Annotated in this window: 15 protein-coding genes; 10 read left to right on the forward strand and 5 right to left on the reverse strand. The window is 38.5% G+C overall.

From position 1 onward, the window contains the following. Positions 1 to 10 precede the first annotated feature (10 nt). The 3 genes from DWW33_RS05695 (at position 11) to DWW33_RS05705 (ending at position 4,277) form a co-directional block, all read left to right on the forward strand. Complete coding sequence (locus tag DWW33_RS05695) at positions 11 to 2,416, forward strand: alpha-galactosidase (RefSeq protein WP_118639035.1); 2,406 nt, start codon at positions 11 to 13, stop codon at positions 2,414 to 2,416. Positions 2,417 to 2,478: 62 nt separating this feature from the next. After that, positions 2,479 to 2,886, forward strand: coding sequence for a hypothetical protein (locus DWW33_RS05700; protein ID WP_118639036.1), 408 nt, complete (start codon positions 2,479 to 2,481; stop codon positions 2,884 to 2,886). A 14-nt stretch (positions 2,887 to 2,900) separates the two neighbouring features. Then, positions 2,901 to 4,277, forward strand: a complete 1,377-nt coding sequence (locus DWW33_RS05705) for an MATE family efflux transporter (protein ID WP_242995112.1) — start codon at positions 2,901 to 2,903, stop codon at positions 4,275 to 4,277. Here DWW33_RS05705 and DWW33_RS05710 read toward each other — a convergent pair. Both DWW33_RS05710 and DWW33_RS05715 read right to left on the reverse strand, forming a co-directional pair. Then, a complete protein-coding gene (locus DWW33_RS05710; protein ID WP_158564708.1) occupies positions 4,270 to 5,037 on the reverse strand; it encodes a MerR family transcriptional regulator in 768 nt (255 codons plus the stop codon). The genes DWW33_RS05705 and DWW33_RS05710 overlap by 8 nt on opposite strands. 80 nt (positions 5,038 to 5,117) lie before the next feature. After that, the gene (locus DWW33_RS05715; RefSeq protein ID WP_117698839.1) at positions 5,118 to 5,369 is read right to left on the reverse strand and encodes a hypothetical protein; all 252 of its coding nucleotides are present in this window, start codon (positions 5,367 to 5,369) and stop codon (positions 5,118 to 5,120) included. A 325-nt stretch (positions 5,370 to 5,694) separates the two neighbouring features. On the opposite strand from DWW33_RS05715, the gene DWW33_RS05720 reads away from it, so the two are divergent. After that, entirely contained in the window at positions 5,695 to 7,455 is a 1,761-nt protein-coding gene (locus DWW33_RS05720) for a hypothetical protein (RefSeq protein WP_147404703.1), read from the forward strand. Between the two features lie 166 nt (positions 7,456 to 7,621). On the opposite strand, the gene DWW33_RS05725 is transcribed toward DWW33_RS05720, so the two are convergent. Next, complete coding sequence (locus DWW33_RS05725; protein ID WP_118173066.1) at positions 7,622 to 8,725, reverse strand: hypothetical protein; 1,104 nt, start codon at positions 8,723 to 8,725, stop codon at positions 7,622 to 7,624. Between the two features lie 498 nt (positions 8,726 to 9,223). On the opposite strand from DWW33_RS05725, the gene spoIIID reads away from it, so the two are divergent. After that, a complete protein-coding gene (gene spoIIID, locus DWW33_RS05730; RefSeq protein ID WP_022242357.1) occupies positions 9,224 to 9,484 on the forward strand; it encodes a sporulation transcriptional regulator SpoIIID in 261 nt (86 codons plus the stop codon). Here spoIIID and DWW33_RS05735 read toward each other — a convergent pair. Continuing rightward, positions 9,466 to 10,041, reverse strand: coding sequence for a putative ABC transporter permease (locus DWW33_RS05735; RefSeq protein WP_118542424.1), 576 nt, complete (start codon positions 10,039 to 10,041; stop codon positions 9,466 to 9,468). The genes spoIIID and DWW33_RS05735 overlap by 19 nt on opposite strands. A 162-nt stretch (positions 10,042 to 10,203) precedes the next feature. Here DWW33_RS05735 and guaA point away from each other — a divergent pair, with 162 nt between their 5' ends. The 3 genes from guaA to DWW33_RS05750 all read left to right on the forward strand — a co-directional run bounded on the left by guaA (position 10,204) and on the right by DWW33_RS05750 (position 13,762). Continuing rightward, a complete protein-coding gene (guaA, locus tag DWW33_RS05740; RefSeq protein ID WP_118639038.1) occupies positions 10,204 to 11,778 on the forward strand; it encodes a glutamine-hydrolyzing GMP synthase in 1,575 nt (524 codons plus the stop codon). Between the two features lie 139 nt (positions 11,779 to 11,917). Next, positions 11,918 to 12,694, forward strand: coding sequence for a Cof-type HAD-IIB family hydrolase (locus tag DWW33_RS05745; protein ID WP_117946275.1), 777 nt, complete (start codon positions 11,918 to 11,920; stop codon positions 12,692 to 12,694). 21 nt (positions 12,695 to 12,715) lie between these two features. Continuing rightward, the gene (locus DWW33_RS05750) at positions 12,716 to 13,762 is read left to right on the forward strand and encodes an HAD-IA family hydrolase (protein WP_118639039.1); all 1,047 of its coding nucleotides are present in this window, start codon (positions 12,716 to 12,718) and stop codon (positions 13,760 to 13,762) included. Positions 13,763 to 14,216: 454 nt separating this feature from the next. Here DWW33_RS05750 and DWW33_RS15650 read toward each other — a convergent pair whose 3' ends face one another. Next, on the reverse strand, positions 14,217 to 14,375 hold the full coding sequence (locus DWW33_RS15650; protein ID WP_158577458.1) for a hypothetical protein: 159 nt from the start codon (positions 14,373 to 14,375) through the stop codon (positions 14,217 to 14,219). A gap of 22 nt (positions 14,376 to 14,397) precedes the next feature. On the opposite strand from DWW33_RS15650, the gene DWW33_RS05760 reads away from it, so the two are divergent. Together DWW33_RS05760 and DWW33_RS05765 are read left to right on the forward strand one after the other, a co-directional pair. Further along, the gene (locus DWW33_RS05760; RefSeq protein WP_199650743.1) at positions 14,398 to 14,721 is read left to right on the forward strand and encodes a hypothetical protein; all 324 of its coding nucleotides are present in this window, start codon (positions 14,398 to 14,400) and stop codon (positions 14,719 to 14,721) included. Between the two features lie 853 nt (positions 14,722 to 15,574). Continuing rightward, entirely contained in the window at positions 15,575 to 17,473 is a 1,899-nt protein-coding gene (locus DWW33_RS05765; RefSeq protein WP_118639041.1) for an AbiH family protein, read from the forward strand. The last annotated feature ends 203 nt before the right edge of the window (positions 17,474 to 17,676 follow it).

A 17,676-nucleotide genomic window follows, 5' to 3' on the forward strand; every position in this document is an offset into this window, starting at 1 on the left:
AAAATTATCAATGATTCGTAAGGAAAAGAAGTATTTTATTCTGGATACCGACCATACCACCTATTGCTTCCGGGTACTTCCTACCGGACAACTGGAACATCTTTATTATGGCAGAAAGCTTCATATCGAGGACGAAGCAGATATGCAGCCGCTGGTGGAAAAGCATGTCTTTGCACCGGGTAATGTGAATCTGTATAACGAAGAGCAGAAAGCATATTCCTTAGAGGATATGCGCCTTGAAATGTCCTCCTATGGAAAAGGAGATATAAGAGAGCCTTTTGTGGAAGTGGTGAATGCCAATGGAAGCAATACGGTAGATTTTGTATACAGGGAAGCAGAGATAACCAAAGGTAAGGAAGCCTTTGCGGAACTGCCGGGTTCCTATGGCAGCGAAGAGGAAGTGGAACAGCTTTGTATCCGGCTTGCGGACGAAGGAAATGAGCTGGCACTGGAATTGTATTATTATGTCTATCCATCCTGTGACATCATCAGCCGCAGTGCGAAATTCTATAATAACGGAAAGAAAGCTGTGCAGTTGAAACGGCTGATGAGCCTGCAGCTTGACTTTGATGGGCATGATTATGCATTTACTACATTTCATGGAGCCTGGGCAAGAGAAATGAAGCGGAGTGATATGCCGGTAATAGCAGGAAAATTAGTAAATGCTTCCTATACCGGAACAACCTCCAGCCGGGCCAATTCCTTTGTGATGCTAAGCCGGCCGAAGACTACAGAGGATGCCGGGGAATGCTTTGGTTTTCACCTTATCTATTCCGGTAATCACTATGAAGCAACAGAAGTAAACAGCTTTGGCAAAATGCGTCTGGTGACAGGAATCAATCCACAGGCATTTTCCTATGAAGTGGTGCCGGAAGAAAGCTTTCAGGCACCGGAGGCAGTGATGGCATATGCAGAAAACGGATTTAACCAGATGAGCCAGAGGCTGCATCATTTTATCCGGGAGCATATTATCCGTGGAACCTGGCAGAAGAAGGAGCGGCCGATACTGCTTAACAGTTGGGAGGCTTCCTATTTTGACATCAGTGAGAAGAAGTTACTGAAGCTGGCAAAGGAAGCAAAAGAAGTTGGCATAGAATTATTTGTAATGGATGACGGCTGGTTTGGCGAGCGGATGGATGACAGCAGTTCCTTAGGAGACTGGGAAGCAAATACGAAGAAACTGCCGGGCGGTCTTAAGGGCTTATCTGATAAGATTCATGGACTGGGACTGCAGTTTGGAATCTGGGTGGAGCCGGAAATGGTCAATGTGAAAAGCAAACTTTATGTGGCTCATCCGGACTGGACGATTGAGATTCCGGGGCAGCCTCATTCGGAAGGAAGAAACCAGCGGATTTTAGATTTGGGAAGAAGAGAGGTACAGGATTATATTATTGAGAGCATGAGCAAAGTCTTTTCTTCAGCAGACATTTCCTATGTGAAATGGGACATGAACCGGACCTTCAGTGATTATTATTCCACAGCACTTCCACCGGAACGGCAGGGAGAAGTGGCACACCGTTATGTGTTAGGATTATACCGGTGTATGAAGGAACTGACGGAACGGTTTCCGGAGATTTTATTTGAAGGCTGTGCGGCAGGCGGCAACCGTTTTGACCTTGGAATTTTATGTTATTTTCCGCAGATCTGGGGCAGTGATGATACGGATGCATTGTGCCGGGCGGAGATAGAAGAAAATTATAGTTACGGTTATCCATTGTCGGCGGTCAGTGCTCATGTGTCCGCCTGTCCGAATCACCAGACACTGCGGAATACACCGTTAGAGACACGATTCCAGGTGGCATGCTTTGGAAGCTTTGGCTATGAATGCAATCTCTGCGATATGAAAAAAGAAGAAAAGGAAGCCATGAAGGAGCAGATTGCATTATATAAGAAATGGCGGAAGGTATTGCAGCAGGGAACCTTTTACCGGGGCAGAAGCTTTTACGACGGAACACAGAGTGGAATGGGCGGCAGCGTTTTAGCGGATGAAGCCGGTAATCAGATGGAATGGACCTGCGTATCGGAAGATGGCACGAAGGCAGTGGGTATGCTGATGCAGAAATTGGTGGTGCCGAATATGCAGCAGCAGACCTATTATCCGAAGGGATTGCTGCCGGATGTCCGTTACCATTTCTACAATCGGAAATTAAAATATAATATCAAAGAATTCGGTGATCTGGTAAATACGGTTTCACCGGTTCATATCAGACAGGATTCCCTGACCCATCAGGTGTTTTCGAAATTGGTAAAAATGGATGGCGAGACGGAAGACTTCCATGCATATGGAGATACCTTAATGTATGGCGGCGTTCATGTCAGTCCGGCATTTGGCGGAACCGGATACAATGATAAGGTAAGGCACTACCCGGATTTTGCATCCCGTTTATATTTTATGGATGGAGAAGTAAAAAAGTAGGGAGACAGAAGTCCATGTTTGTGCTAAGATGAACATATCCATAAACACAAACAGGAGCGGATATGAAGAATAAATCAAAGTTAAAGAAAATAAGAGAAAAGAAAGCAGGCACAGCCACCGTTACCAAAGAGTGGCTTTATATGAATCCAAATTCCATCACAGTAGCAGAGATTGAAAATGCATTAGAGGGAATGGATGGCATCGAAACAGAAATCTGGAAAGAGGCGGGAGTATTAGAGGTGGAGGTTCCGGAGCATCATTCCATGGATATCGAGGAGATTGCAGTCAATTTAAAGGATGAATATGCCAATGCTTATTTAAAAGAGCATGACATTCATGCTCTTTTTGCTGTCACAATTGACACAGAAAACTATGCATTTATGCAAAAAATCATGCAGAAAATCATCGCCGGTGCAGGAGGCTTCTTCTGCGGTGATACAGAGGATTTTACACCGGTAGTAAAAGAGTAAGAAGTGAAATAAAAATGCGAAAGATAAGATTATATGATGCAACAAAATTAGACCGGGAACATATGATGTTTTCCAATAAGCAACTTATTACGCTGCTTCTGCCGATTATGGTAGAGCAGCTTTTGAATTCCTTTATGGGAATGGCGGATACCATGATGGTAAGCAATGTGGGAAGTGCGGCAATCTCTGCGGTATCACTGGTGGATTCCATCAATGTACTGGTCATACAGGTATTTACGGCATTAGGAGCAGGAGCAGCAATTATCTGTTCCCAGTATCTTGGAAGGGGAGACAGGGAGTCCAGCAATGAGGCTGCAAGACAGGTAACTTTAAGCGTACTGACGATTTCTACGGTATTGTCTATATTTTGTATTATATTTCGTGGACCACTGCTGCATCTGATTTTTGGCCAGGTAGAAGAGGCTGTTATGGATAATTCCATGATTTACTTCCTGCTGACTGCAATTTCATTTCCGTTCATTGCACTTTTTGATGCCGGTGGAGCTTTTTACCGGGCAGCAGGAAACAGTCGTTTTCCAATGATGATTTCTGTCCTTTCCAATGGACTCAACATTGCCGGAAATGCAGTGCTTATCTTTGGATTTCAGATGGGGGTGGAAGGAGCAGCCCTTTCTACATTATTTTCCAGAATCTTTTGTGCAGTAGTCATTTTCTGGAATCTGCGGAAACCGGATCAGGTGATTGTGGTAAATCATTATCTTAAGATCCGTCCCAATTTCCCATTGATTGGAAAAATTCTTTCTATCGGAATTCCATCCGGAATTGAAAACGGAATGTTCCAGTTCGGAAAGCTGGCAATCCAGTCCAGCGTATCAACCCTTGGAACGGCAGCCATTGCCGCGCAGGCAATGACTATTATACTGGAAAATTTAAATGGAATCGGAGCCATTGGAATCGGAATCGGCCTGATGACAGTAGTAGGACAATGTATTGGAGCCGGAAAAGTGGAAGAGGCGCGTTATTATATGGTGAAACTCTGCGGCTATGCAGAAATTGTTATTCTGATTTCCTGTGCAGTGGTATTTTTATTGACAAAGCCGGTTACATTTTTAGCTGGAATGGAAGCAGAAAGTGCCTCCCTCTGCATGGAAATGATAATAGCAATTACGATTGTAAAACCGATTGTATGGGTGCTGGCATTTATCCCGGCTTATGGCATGCGTGCTGCCGGAGATGTGAAATTCTCCATGATTTTATCCAGTCTTACTATGTGGTTCTGCCGTGTGGCACTGTGTGTATATCTGATCCGCAGCTGTGGTTTCGGACCAATGGCGGTGTGGATTGGCATGTTTGCCGATTGGACGCTTCGTGCTATCGCATTCAGCGTCCGGTATCTAAGCGGCAGGTGGAGCCGGATACATGTCATTTAGAACATGCTAGCGGAAGCAGTACCTGGGTAATAAATTTACTTTTATCTTTATGTTGTGGCGGTCCCTCTAAGTAACAGTGACGGAAGATACCAACCGGTGTAAGTTTTTGTTCTCTGGCATAGGAAAGCAGGGTATCATGAACCGATGGAAATTCTTCATACGCTCCATGATGATAGAGGCAGACTGCTTTCTGGGCAGGGAGATTTAAAATGTGCTCACCCTTGCTTCCTGCCGGGACAACAGCAAAAAAGGACATATCCTTTGCATCCGTAATGGGAGCTTCCGTAAAATAAATCTGCCCGGTATGTGCCGGCCCATAGTTCTGCAGTGCTTCCAATGCAACCTCTCTTAAAAGATTCGTCTTTTCTGCGATGCTGTCACTTTCTATTTTGCGGCAGTACACCGTCTGTGGTGGAATTGTAATGATTTCCATTGATTCAAATCCCTGATTGATTCTTTCGTATAAGGCTTTGATATTGGCATTTAATTCATCCCGCAAAGCTTCCAGCCTTCGAACCATGGATAAAAGGTCGTTGGAGTTGTCGAAGTAGCCATGGATTTCATCCAGTGACAGGCCAAGATTCTGCAGCGAGCGGATGGTTCGAATCTTCGTCAGTGTATCAATGGTATAGTAACGATTGCCGGATGGGTCTTCTTTTACATCCGGAAAAACCAGTCCATGAGCTTCATAATTTAAAATAATTCTTCTTGTGATGCCCACAAAGTCTGCGGCATCTCCAATTGAAAACAGTTCTTTCAAAATGTTTCCCCCTTTTTATTTATTCGGTGATTGTGAAAAGAATGGATTTAGAAATTTTTGAAGAAATAAAGTCGGTTTGCTTATTGCCTTAAAATGCCAACAGTTCTTAAGTGCATGTTTTGCTTGGTCATAAGCTGTCTTTCCGTTGCTTTGACCGGCTGCACCGGTTGTCCGTCTGCGACAGATACTTCCACAAACCCGTAAGGAGGTCTAGACATTCTGGCAAATAAGTTTATGATTCCGGCAACCGGCGCAAATTCATATCCATATTCAACTGCGCCTTGCAGGCACATCCCTGTGCCTGCATTGCCGGTTGCATAACAGAATGCCAAGACCTCCTAACAGGCTTGTTTATGTATCTGTATGCAGGCGGACAGCCGGTGCAGACTGTCAAACATTGGAAAGACGGGCTTTCATAAAGAAAAGCAAAACATGTATTTTAGAACTGTGGTATTTTAAGACAAAGCAACACTCTTTAACTCTTCAAAAATTTCCATATCATATTTCTTTTCTCAAATATCGGCAAAATTTGTAAAATGATTGCATCGTACATTGATGTGCGGTGTAAAATAACAGTGTAATTGTAACACAGCATTGAGAGTGTGAAAAGTGAAAAAAGAAAGAAAAAAAGGTGATTTTAAGAAGGGAAGGATGTACATGAAACAAAAGAAGAAAAGTTTATTTTCCTTGTTACTTGCGTTGATGATGATGGCAGGTCTTATGCAGGGAATGACAATTGAGACAAAGGCAGCTACAAATTCAGTACAGGCAGGACCATTTACGTTGTCAAGGGATTCGGGGACGATTGTAGAAGGAGTCGATTATACCTATGGAAAATATGGATTTGGAAATAGAAATTCGCTTATCATTCTGACGGATGACATTACGATTGCAATGGATGAAAATGCGGAGCCCACATCAGATATTATTGAGCTGGGAGAATATAATGAACCCCCACTTGACAGTTTTTCAAAGGTGACATTTTCTAATTTAAAATTAAAATCTTATTCTTATAATGTATTAAGCTATGTAGATAACATTCATATTACACTGGTTGGAAACAATGAGCTGGTCAGCATAAAAGAAGAATCTAGAACCTATGGTGATTTTGCAATTTTTGGATGTGGAAGTGTAAGTATTGAGAATAGTCCAAATGGTTCCCTTTATGCGACTGCAGATGGACTTGGCTGGGGTGCCATTTTTACATCAGATGGATATGGAAAAAGTGATGCATGCATTACAGTTGGAGATGCTATGTCAATGAAAGGTTCTACAGCTATGATGGCAGATATTTCGGAATTGACAGATACGCCACAAGTTTGGAGAGGTTATATTGGAGTAGGTCAAAAATCTGCCAAAACACTCCTGATTGGTGAGTGGAAACACAGTCACACATGGAGTTATGCAGTGGATGAAGGCAAAGATGGAAGCCGTATTCTTGCCACCTGTAGTGGATTGGGAGATTGCAATGAGAAAGATGCATCTTTATGGTTATCCTTATCAGCTGAGAATACAGACTATGATGGAACAGCAAAAGCTGCCAATATAACAACATCCGAAGACTGGAAGAGACTTAATCTTCCGGTTCCGGAAATCGTATATTATCTGAGTGGAACAGACACAAAGACCAACAGTGACAACAGCGGAGCAGAAGCCGTTGGAGGTGCACCAAAGTTACCGGGCAGTTATAAGGCACAGATTACAGTTGGAACAGATACGAAAGCAACAAAAGAATTTACAATTACATGCAAGCATGGTGAATGGGTGGAAACAGTATCAGATTTCTATCTGAAAACAGCAGCAACCTGTACGGCACCGGCAGTTTACTACAAATCCTGCAAGCTGTGTGGGGCAAAGGGAACGGAGACATTTACCAGCGGAAATCCGTTAGGACATGATTTTAGTAACAACGCAGAAACCTGCAGAAGAGAAGGCTGTAACGAGAAGAATCCAGATTATAAACCGGCAGCACCGGTCATTATTGAAGGCGCCGGTGGAGAATGGACAAAGGACAGCGGTGCAACGCTTCGCTTCCGCAGTGACGCCGGTATCAGCAGTTTTGTTCGTGTAGAAGTGGATGGCACCGTAGTAGATGCGAAAAATTATACGGTAACAGAAGGCTCTACCATTGTCACCTTTACTGCAGAATACTTAGAAAGCCTTGCTACCGGAAAGCATACGGTTGCGATTGTGTCTTCTATCAGTGGAGAAGAAAAGAAAGCAACCGCCGAATTTACCGTTGCGAAGAAAGCTGATGCAACAAGTGGAAATAGCACTCCAAATACTGAGCAGACCACAGCACAGAAAACAAAAGCATTGAAAACGGGCGATGAATCACCGGTTGGATATCTGCTTGCACTCTTGGCATTATGCGGAGCGGCAGTAGTATTCACAGGGAAAAAGGGTTATATGAAATAGAATATAGATGAAAATTACGATGCATATAAGGGATGACAGATATAATCTGGGATCTTTTATATGCATCTTTTTAGCATCTGATATCTGTAAAAAAGATTTTCAAGGGTAGAGGGACAGATGTTATAAAAATAAATTCTAAACCAGAAAGAATGATAGTTTTTGACCATTAGGTTATAGTTATAATATCAATTATTCCGGAATCAGGATGATACTTTAAACTAACGGTTGTTTTTCTGAGGTTATTTTTCTTTGTTGGGAGTTCAATACATACATTGAACATATAATCATTGTATTCATTTTTATTTATTTTATAAATATAATTGCTACATATTAATTTATAAATTTCTTTTGTAAAATCACATTTGCTGATGGTATCAAAAGATAATGAGTTTAGGATGCCGCCTTTGCCAGTGGTATTGTTGCTTAAGTAGCCCCATTTGCCATCTGAAATATTTAAAGAGAGTTTCTCTAATGAATCAAATTTTGGAAATAAAGCATTAAAAGAAAAGCCTATATCATCCTTATCAGGAATGAGGGATTCTATTTTATAACTTAGAAAGGTGGAAAAACTTTCTTCATTGATACTGATTATATTAAATAAATTCTGTTCAAAAGGATATCCAAGTATATTAATATTTTCTGAATCTTCATAATCAGTGGGATGACTTAAAATTATGGTGTTTTTTGCCTTTATACAAATATTCATAAGGATATGAGATAAATAGGATTTGAATTTTGAATGATAGTTTATAATGGCGTATCCATAAAACCAATTATATTTTTGTAATCCATTGATTATAGTATCCATTTGAGAGGCAGTAATACTATTAATATATACTAGATAGTATTGACTACTATTCTGATAAAATGAATTATTACATTTTGTTAATGAATTTAATAAAGTTTCGCGAAGAATTAATTGAGAATTTGGAATTTCGTTAAGAATATCTGTGTAATCGCCGGCTAAAATACTATAGGTACTTTGTTGATCTTGTAATTGGATAATTTTGTTAAAAATTTCATATCCATACATAGAATTTTCTATTAAAGTAGAGTCAAAAACAAAGCAAACTTCATTATTATCTTTATCTTGATTAGGAATTAATGCTCGCTTTAAATCTTCGTAATTTATTCCTTTATTTTTTAGATGTTTTTTCATAGCTTCAAATTCTTGATTTAATATATTATAGATTTTAGTTTCAGATAGTTTAAAATATGATTTGATTAGTGGATATAATATGGAACTGCGAGTATTAATAGTATATATCATTTGAATCCCCCTACATATATTTTGAGATAATTGTATCATAAAGGTTAGAGTATATCAAAATATATATAATTAAGAAGGCACAATATTGAATTTGTATGATTTGCTAAAGAATAGTGTATAGGATATAAAAAACAAATATTTCTATTATTAATAAAGGAATTAAGTGAGAATTATTTGGGTGATACAGTATTGCAATAACTAAAGATAATGTTTGGAAAATTAGAAAAATTATATTGGCAACATTGAAATTGTAATTAGATAAAAAATGTGTATTTTTACAGTGTATCTGGAAAAATAGTGTACATAAGATATAGTAAAGGGATTATAGGTAAAACACCAACAAAAATAGTACCAGGAAAAAAGCATATGGGCTGGTGGAAGAATTGTTGAAGTATTTGCCGGAAAAATGATGCAGATATAACAAAAAAAGAAGAGAGTTTTTCATAAAAGCAAATCCTCTGCATACAATGTAAAAACAAGTATTGCAGGGGATTTTCTTTGAAAAGCTATATAGAAGAAAGAGCCGTAGAAATAGCCAAATACATTATAGATAACAATGCGACAGTGCGTCAGACCGCAAAGCAGTTTGGAATCAGTAAGAGCACGGTACATAAGGACGTAACAGAACGTTTATCCCAGGTGAATCCGACCCTGGCGCGGGAAGCAAGGAAAGTGCTGGATGTCAATAAGTCGGAGCGTCATATCCGTGGGGGACTGGCAACGAGAGAAAAATATCTTCATCAACATGTGACGGGTTGATATGTTTGAAACAAAGAAAACGTAATATTGTGCCCGGCGTTGGGAAAAATCAGTGCGGCGGCGCAATCAAAAAGAAATGCCAGTATCAGCAGCGTAAGAAAAATGCGTTGTAGGGGTACTGGCATTTTTTTCCATAAATGGGAGGCAATCCGCGCAAACACGCAGACCCAGAGCACACCGGCGATGCCGAATCCCAGTGCAGAATAAAGACAGATATAACCGCCAAGCTGCAGTGGATAATCGTGATAATCCCAGTAACGCAGGTGGAAAACTTGGGCGAGGAACCATCCGATAAAAAGTTCTACGAAAGAGCCGAGAAGCACCGCAAGAAAAAAGACTTTGACCGGATGCTTCTGAAAGCGTCTTAAAATAAGCAGCATCAGGACAGCCCCCACACCATAGACCGGAAGCCATGGACCATAGAGAAAGCCACGGTTACAGAAAACCCCATCCTGTACATAAAAAAGCAGCACTTCCCACAGGTATCCAAGGAATGCTCCCAGAAAGAAAAAGAAAATATATTGTGTGATGGATTTAATCAGATAATCTTTACGCATACAGGGAGTATTTCCATATAATAAAGAATTATGTGCTGCCCTAAATAACAACTCAGAATATCTTGCGAAAACAAAATAGGGCTTGTCTTTCCAGGGTGGCTCAACTATAATAAAATTTAGACGCTGGGCGAGTCTCAGCAAAAATTAGGAGGAAAAACGTCCATGGATAAGGAAAAAGTTATTGTCATTGATTTTGGCGGACAGTACAACCAGCTGGTTGCAAGACGTGTCCGTGAATGCAATGTATATTGTGAAATATATTCTTACCGCACGGATATCGAGACAATCAAAGCGATGAACCCGAAGGGAATTATCCTGACCGGAGGTCCAAATAGTTGTTATGAGGCAGATTCACCGACTTACAGCAAAGAGCTTTTTGAACTTGGTATCCCGGTTCTGGGACTTTGTTACGGCGCACAGCTCATGATGCATGTGCTGGGTGGCAAGGTAGAAAAAGCACCGGTTCGCGAATATGGTAAGACAGAAGTAATGGTAGATAAGAATTCACCATTATTCCAGAATGTAGAAGAAAAGACCATTTGCTGGATGAGCCATTTTGATTATATTTCAAAGACAGCACCTGGTTTTGAAATCGTAGCACATACTGCAGACTGCCCGGTGGCAGCCGCAGAAAACCGTGAAAAAAATCTCTATGCCATCCAGTTTCACCCGGAGGTACTCCATACCAAAGAGGGAACCAAGATGCTCCACAACTTCGTGCGTGGTGTCTGTGGCTGTGCCGGAACATGGAGAATGGATTCCTTTGTGGAAAATACCATCAAGGAAATCCGTGAAAAAGTCGGTAACGGAAGAGTGCTTCTGGCATTGTCCGGTGGAGTGGATTCTTCTGTGGCAGCAGGTCTTTTATCCAGAGCAATCGGAAAGCAGCTTACCTGCGTATTTGTTGACCATGGCCTTCTTCGTAAAGACGAGGGAGATGAAGTGGAAAATGTATTCGGACCGAACGGTCAGTTTGACTTAAACTTCATCCGTGTAAATGCCCAGGAGCGTTACTATAACAAGCTTGCCGGAGTAACAGAGCCGGAAGCAAAACGTAAAATTATCGGTGAAGAATTTATCCGTGTCTTTGAAGAAGAAGCAAAGAAAATCGGAGCCGTTGATTTCCTGGCACAGGGAACCATTTATCCAGATGTGGTAGAAAGTGGTCTTGGCGGAGAATCCGCTGTCATCAAATCCCACCATAACGTAGGTGGTCTTCCGGAATATGTTGATTTCAAGGAAATCATCGAGCCATTGCGTAACCTCTTCAAAGATGAGGTTCGTAAAGCCGGTCTTGAACTTGGAATTCCGGAGCATCTGGTATTCCGTCAGCCATTCCCGGGCCCGGGTCTTGGTATCCGAATCATCGGTGAAGTCAATGCTGAGAAAGTCCGCATCGTACAGGATGCCGATGCCATCTACCGGGAAGAAGTGGACAAGGCAGTAGCTGCTTACAAGAAAGAAAATGGCGAAGCTCCATCCTGGATGCCGAACCAGTATTTCGCAGCCCTGACCAATATGCGTTCCGTTGGAGTAATGGGCGACGAGAGAACCTACGACTACGCAGTTGCACTGCGCGCCGTAAATACCGTCGATTTCATGACCGCCGAAAGCGCAGAGATTCCATTTGCAGTACTGCAAACAGTAATGAGCCGAATCATCAACGAGGTACGCGGGGTAAACCGTGTATTCTATGATCTGACGAGTAAGCCACCTGGAACGATTGAGTTCGAATAACGGATTAAAATGCCGAAAGCCTGTATTTATGCGGGCTTCCGGCATTTGTTTTATCAAATGGCTCTAGTTTGGCTCTATTTGTGGGGAGAGTAATTGATGCAAATGTAATTATTCAGAAGAATGAAAAGGAAAAAATGATATGAAGAAATGCAAACTTCTTTTATTTGATTTAGACGGAACTTTATTACAGAGTGACAAAACAATATCAACCAGAACATTATCAGCTCTAAAAAAATGCAGGGGAAATGATATATTGATAGGTGTTTCCACCTCCAGAAGTGAGCAAAACTCTTTGGTATTTTTAAATGAATTGATGCCCGATATTTTAATATCGAGTGGAGGTGCATTAGTAAAATACAAAACAGAATATATTTATAGGGCAGAATTTTCCGAAGAAGAAACGAATGTGATGATTGACATGGCAAGAAATATTTGTGGAAATGATTGCGAAATTACGATAGACACAATAGATGCACATTATTGGAATTATAAAATAGATCCTAAGAAGTTAGATAAGAGTTGGGGAGATAGTATTTATACAGATTTTTCAGATTTTAACGAATGTTCATTAAAAATGTGTGTTGAGATATTTAATCAAGATAAGGCAGATAAGCTGACTCGAAGTCTCTCTGATTGTGATTGTATTCGTTTCTCTGATGGATTTTGGTACAAGTTTACAAAAAAGAATGTGACGAAAGAAAACGCAATTATGAAGATTACGGAAGTATGTGGATTTAGTACAGATTCAATTATTGCATTTGGAGATGATTATGCAGATATCGGAATGCTTGAATTATGTGGAACAGGTGTTGCAATGGGGAATGCGATTGATGAGGTAAAAGAGAGAGCTGATATTGTAATTGGTTCAAATGATGAAGATGGTATTGCGGGTTTTATTGAAAATGAAATATTATAGATATGTACATGGAGAGGAAATATGGTGGAAGTAAAATTTTATGATACGGTTAATGATGAACTATTGAAATTTGCAGTGATTATCTCACAGAGTAACGGCAAGTGGGTATTTTGCAAGCATAAAGAAAGAGATACATATGAAGTGCCGGGAGGGCATAGAGAAGATGGTGAGGATATTCTTGAAACAGCCAAACGAGAACTATATGAAGAAACAGGAGCAATAACTTTTGATATTACTCCAATTTGTATATATTCTGTGACTGCACCAGATAATTTCGATGGAATGGAGACTTTTGGAAAATTATTCTTCTCAGATATACATACATTTGAAAAAGAGCTTCACAGTGAAATTGAAAAAATAGCAATTATGGATGAACTACCGATTAATTGGACTTACCCAGAAATTCAACCCAAACTGCTGGAAGAAGCAAGAAAAAGAGGATTTTGCCCCAAAAAGGACGAAATAAAATGGCTATTTTTTGATGTTGGGTCGACATTGGTTGATGAAAGCAAAGTTTATGAAGACAGGATGAAAAGGATAGCGGATTTATCAGGTTTAACTTACGAGCAAATTTATAAATATGCCATGTCGTTTTATAAAGAAAACAAAAAAGGAGACTTAGAGGTAGCAAGGCAATTGGGCGTGAAACTACCTAAATGGGAATCGCAATACGAAAGGCTGTATACAGATACCAAAGATTGTCTGAAAAAGTTAAGTAGAATTTATAAAATTGGTGTAATTGCAAACCAATCACTAGGAACTTCTGAGAGATTAGAAAATCTTGGAGTACGAAAATATATTGATTTGATTATCGCATCAGCAGAAGAAGGCGTTTCAAAACCTGATAGGCGCATATTTGAAATTGCATTGGAAAGAAGCTGTTGTAAGCCAGAGAATGCAGTCATGATTGGTGACCGTATTGATAATGATATTGTACCCGCAAAACAGTTGGGTATGAAAACTATATGGGTAAAACAGGGATTAGGAAGTTTGTGGAATATAACAGATGAGAGTGAAAAAGCTGATATGGAAATTAATAACTTATCTGATGTATTAAAATATTTATAGGGGATAGGTCTATAAAATAAGATTCAAATTACAATTGTTCTTGCAGAACATATGATATATGTTAGGGTACTCTTTAAGGAAAGTACCCATGACAGGGCGTTAAGTGTCTGGGGGGCTTGCTTAGCGCCGATGACGGCTTATGAGATCATTTCGATTTTCATTGGGATATTAGCATTGTTGATGTCCTTTGGTAGCTTGATTATAGCGTTGCTTGCCTTTCTCGATAAAGAGAAAAGCTCTTCGAGGAAGAGCAGGCGAAAATAAAAATGCCTATCCTGTCTGCCAACAGGATAGGCGGTGTCTGTAAGGACATTTCTTTAGCCTAAACTCGGAGCATCCACCTTTGGAGAGGGTCTCTTTCATATTTTGAAAACTACTTGATACTCCATTTTCTACACTCTTACTCATTGTGTAAGTAATTGTTGTTGTAGAGAAATCTTTGCTATAAGAAACTTTAATTTTTAAAATTCCAATCCATTCTTGCATATTTATCTGGAACAGGGATATTGTGTGCCTTGCAATCATCTTTCATCTTTTGAAAGAAGCGGTAGAAAGCACAAGCAAAGGCATCTGCCATGTGGTTGTTGTAGAGGAGCTTTTCATCCTTAGGCAAGAAAAAGATAATCCAATGTGGGATGACCGCAGCTAGAGAGTTCCTTAAGAAAATAAATCATGAGGGACTGCCATTGTTTAATCCTTTGCATGGAGAGGGAGGAACAGGGAAGAAAGGCAGTAAGACCTCTGGAGGTAATGAATCCAAAGAAGTGAAGTGGAATCCAATTGCAAAACAGCTATATAATGCAATCATGTGGGTGATTGTAATTATAGATGCTAAGCCAAACACCGCAATATATGAGGTCAAGGAAAAGGTGTGGAAATTTAAAAGCTATGAGCCATTTCCAAGTCAGGTGAAAGCTGTAAATACTATAATAAGTAAGAATATAGTTGGAAAACGTTGACCGAAGCCATTGATGAGCTTAGACATGATAATGACATTAGAGATGGAATGTGTGATTTTGATAAGCTGGTAGACATTATCGGTAACTATAAAGATAAAGAAGGAAACCCTGTTGTAATAGAAGCCAAGTTTTAAAGCAGGCAAGCAGACTTTAGATATGCAATATCCTTGATGCATATTCTTGTCGATTTAGAGTGATATTACATTGAAAATGCCAAGGGGCTATGATAAAATTTCATTGGGTGCCACCATAACGGTAGGCGGTTGGCCTTCTACGGAGGGACTGTGACCCTCCGATTACATAGAAACCCGCAAGGGAATCGAAAGAAGTCATTGATTTCTTGGAAAGGAGGGCTAAGCCATATGAGTATTGTTGATTTTATCGCAGTGGTAAGCTTCGGCTTAACCTGCTTTGGATTAGGGTATTCCTTTGGTAAGGATAATAATAAGACACAAAAATAGCCGCCCCGACCTAGCAAGTTGAGCGACTATTTTTAGTTAATTGATTTAATGGGTCAGCCGTCTATCGGTGGCACCCTTTTTGTATTATTAATATATCACGTATTGGTTTAAAATTCAACTCAAAAATGACTTTTGGGAATATGTGAGTCAATCTGATTTTTCCTTTAGAAGCTTTGGTGTTGGAATTGTGGTATAGACAAAAGAATACGATATGACATCTATGCAGTAAAAACATGTTTCGATAAAATCTAAATTTCGAGCGTGAACGTCATTAAGAAAGTTTCTATGATATAATAAAATTATTACTAGGAGAGGTTTTTGTTGTTGATAAATAATGGAGTAAGAAGATTACCAGTTTATTTAGAAACTCAAAATAAAGGAGATAATTTCAAATGAAGATACTAATGATTGGGAATGGATTTGATTTGGAACATGAATTACCAACTAAATATACACAGTTTCTGGAATTTGTCACAAGATTTAAATATGCATATTCATCGGCAAATAGTGTACCCCAAAGGTTATATGATATAAAAGATGATTATTTGAAAATGATTTTTGAGAATACTGAATGTGAAGATAGAGTTGTAGCGCTACATGTTTTTACGGAAAATAATGTATGGATTAATCATTTTGAAAAAGTATATAAGAAGCATTTGGCAAATAAGCAAAATTGGATTGACTTTGAAAGTGAAATATCATCCGTGATTCAAGCTACGGATGGATTGATAAAATATTATGAAAGTATTGAAACAGGGGAAAGCAAAAATGAAAATTTGGAAAAATATTATAAAAATAGACTAGCTAATATTATAAATCAGAGTGAATTGAAGGTAGAAAATGTAAAAGCATATATTCCTAAGTTATTATGTGACTTAAATAAGTTAATAGGTGCATTAGAGATATATATTTGGGATTATGTTGGAAATAAAGAACTTAAATATTACAATCCAGATATTGAAAAAGTACATCCTAGTAAAGTATTTAGTTTTAATTATTCTGATACATATAGAAAATTGTATGCCTGTAACAGAAAAGAAATTGAGTATTCTTTTGCACATGGCATGGCAACTAATAACATTCATTTTTTTTCTGGTAAAACTGATGCCTCGAAAGAAGAAATTGAAAATTGTATTCAACAAAATGCAGAGTGCAATAATATGGTATTAGGAATTGATGAATATCTTTCAGAGGACAGAAGAAGTGATGAAGTAGAGTTTATCGCTTTTAAAAAGTATTATCAGAGAATATATAAAAAGGCAGGAAATGAATATAAAAAGTGGCTGCAACAAATTGATGAAGGTGTAAAAGCAGGAAGAAAAGAAGAAAATACATTATATATTTTTGGTCATTCGTTGGATGTTACAGATGGTGATGTATTAAGAGAATTTATTAACCATGAAAATTTGAAAACTGTAATTTTCTATAGAAATAAGGAGCAATTAGGGCAGCAAATTGCTAATTTGGTTAAGATATTAAAAAGTGATACTGTGATTAAAAAAGTATATGGAAATAATCCTACTATTATATTTCAACAGCAAAGTAAAAGAGAAAAAATAGAGGGAAGTGCATTTGAAATTACGTCGGATACAATGCAATTGGAAAACATTTATAGATTAAGTCACTTTGAAGCAAGAAGTTTGATTGAAAAGATAAAATCTAAAATTGACCAAGAAGATTTAACATATTTTTATTCCCAAAAGGCAGTTATAACACTATTTGATGTAATGCAAAAAAATGGATTAGCTGTTATGTATATAACAAAGCTATTAGAGATAGCTCGAAAACTGATGAGATGCGATGGTTTACAAGAACCTGAACAGTTTGATGAAGAATACTGGGCTTATCAGGATTATGACAATTCTTTTTCATGCGACCCACTTACAATAAAATTTGTTAATACAATAAATTTGTATAATAGGAAAAATTTTGTTGCAAGTGAAATGGCAATGCAAAGCTATGATGAACAATTGCTTGAATATGAAAAGTTAATTAAGAGTAAAGAGAAAATAGATAAAGAAAGTTATAGTGCCATTATTAACAGTATCTTTTATATGTTTATTGATAAATATGGAGATATTGAAAAATTGTGGAATATACTTTTGAGAATATCAAGAGGACCAGGAGAAGAAGTTGCAAAAGATGTGTTGAAAGAGCTTATAGAAAACTCAGATGATGAATTGGATATTATAAGATATAATCATTTATTGCAAGAAATCCAGATGAATGAGTATTTTGATATACAAGCAGAAGAATTTGAAAAAAATTATGAATATGAGCAGGATGAATAGAAGAGAAGTATGAAGTAGCGAGTGGAGATGCTGATAAAAAGACGACATATTTAATTCATAAAATGTCGATAATAATGAATTTTTAAGTGACGATGCATGACTAATTTATATTAGAAATGAGATGATAAATGGTTGCTTAAAAATATGTCATGTAGATTATGTTGTTTATTTGTAAAGTTTATTTTGGGTTAGCTAAAAATTGC

Origin of the sequence: Roseburia sp. AF15-21, from assembly GCF_003479505.1 — a bacterium.
GTDB classification, from domain to species: domain Bacteria; phylum Bacillota; class Clostridia; order Lachnospirales; family Lachnospiraceae; genus Roseburia_C; species Roseburia_C amylophila.

Coding starts and splice junctions, on each gene's coding strand:
- guaA (WP_118639038.1), top strand. CDS start 10,204: ATGGATAAGGAAAAAGTTATTGTCATTGATTTTGGCGGACAGTACAAC.
- DWW33_RS05705 (WP_242995112.1), top strand. CDS start 2,901: ATGCGAAAGATAAGATTATATGATGCAACAAAATTAGACCGGGAACAT.
- DWW33_RS05700 (WP_118639036.1), top strand. CDS start 2,479: ATGAAGAATAAATCAAAGTTAAAGAAAATAAGAGAAAAGAAAGCAGGC.
- DWW33_RS05725 (WP_118173066.1), bottom strand. CDS start 8,725: ATGATATATACTATTAATACTCGCAGTTCCATATTATATCCACTAATC.
- DWW33_RS05695 (WP_118639035.1), top strand. CDS start 11: ATGATTCGTAAGGAAAAGAAGTATTTTATTCTGGATACCGACCATACC.
- DWW33_RS05745 (WP_117946275.1), top strand. CDS start 11,918: ATGAAGAAATGCAAACTTCTTTTATTTGATTTAGACGGAACTTTATTA.
- DWW33_RS05760 (WP_199650743.1), top strand. CDS start 14,398: ATGACCGCAGCTAGAGAGTTCCTTAAGAAAATAAATCATGAGGGACTG.
- DWW33_RS05720 (WP_147404703.1), top strand. CDS start 5,695: ATGAAACAAAAGAAGAAAAGTTTATTTTCCTTGTTACTTGCGTTGATG.
- DWW33_RS05765 (WP_118639041.1), top strand. CDS start 15,575: ATGAAGATACTAATGATTGGGAATGGATTTGATTTGGAACATGAATTA.
- DWW33_RS05735 (WP_118542424.1), bottom strand. CDS start 10,041: ATGCGTAAAGATTATCTGATTAAATCCATCACACAATATATTTTCTTT.
- DWW33_RS05750 (WP_118639039.1), top strand. CDS start 12,716: ATGGTGGAAGTAAAATTTTATGATACGGTTAATGATGAACTATTGAAA.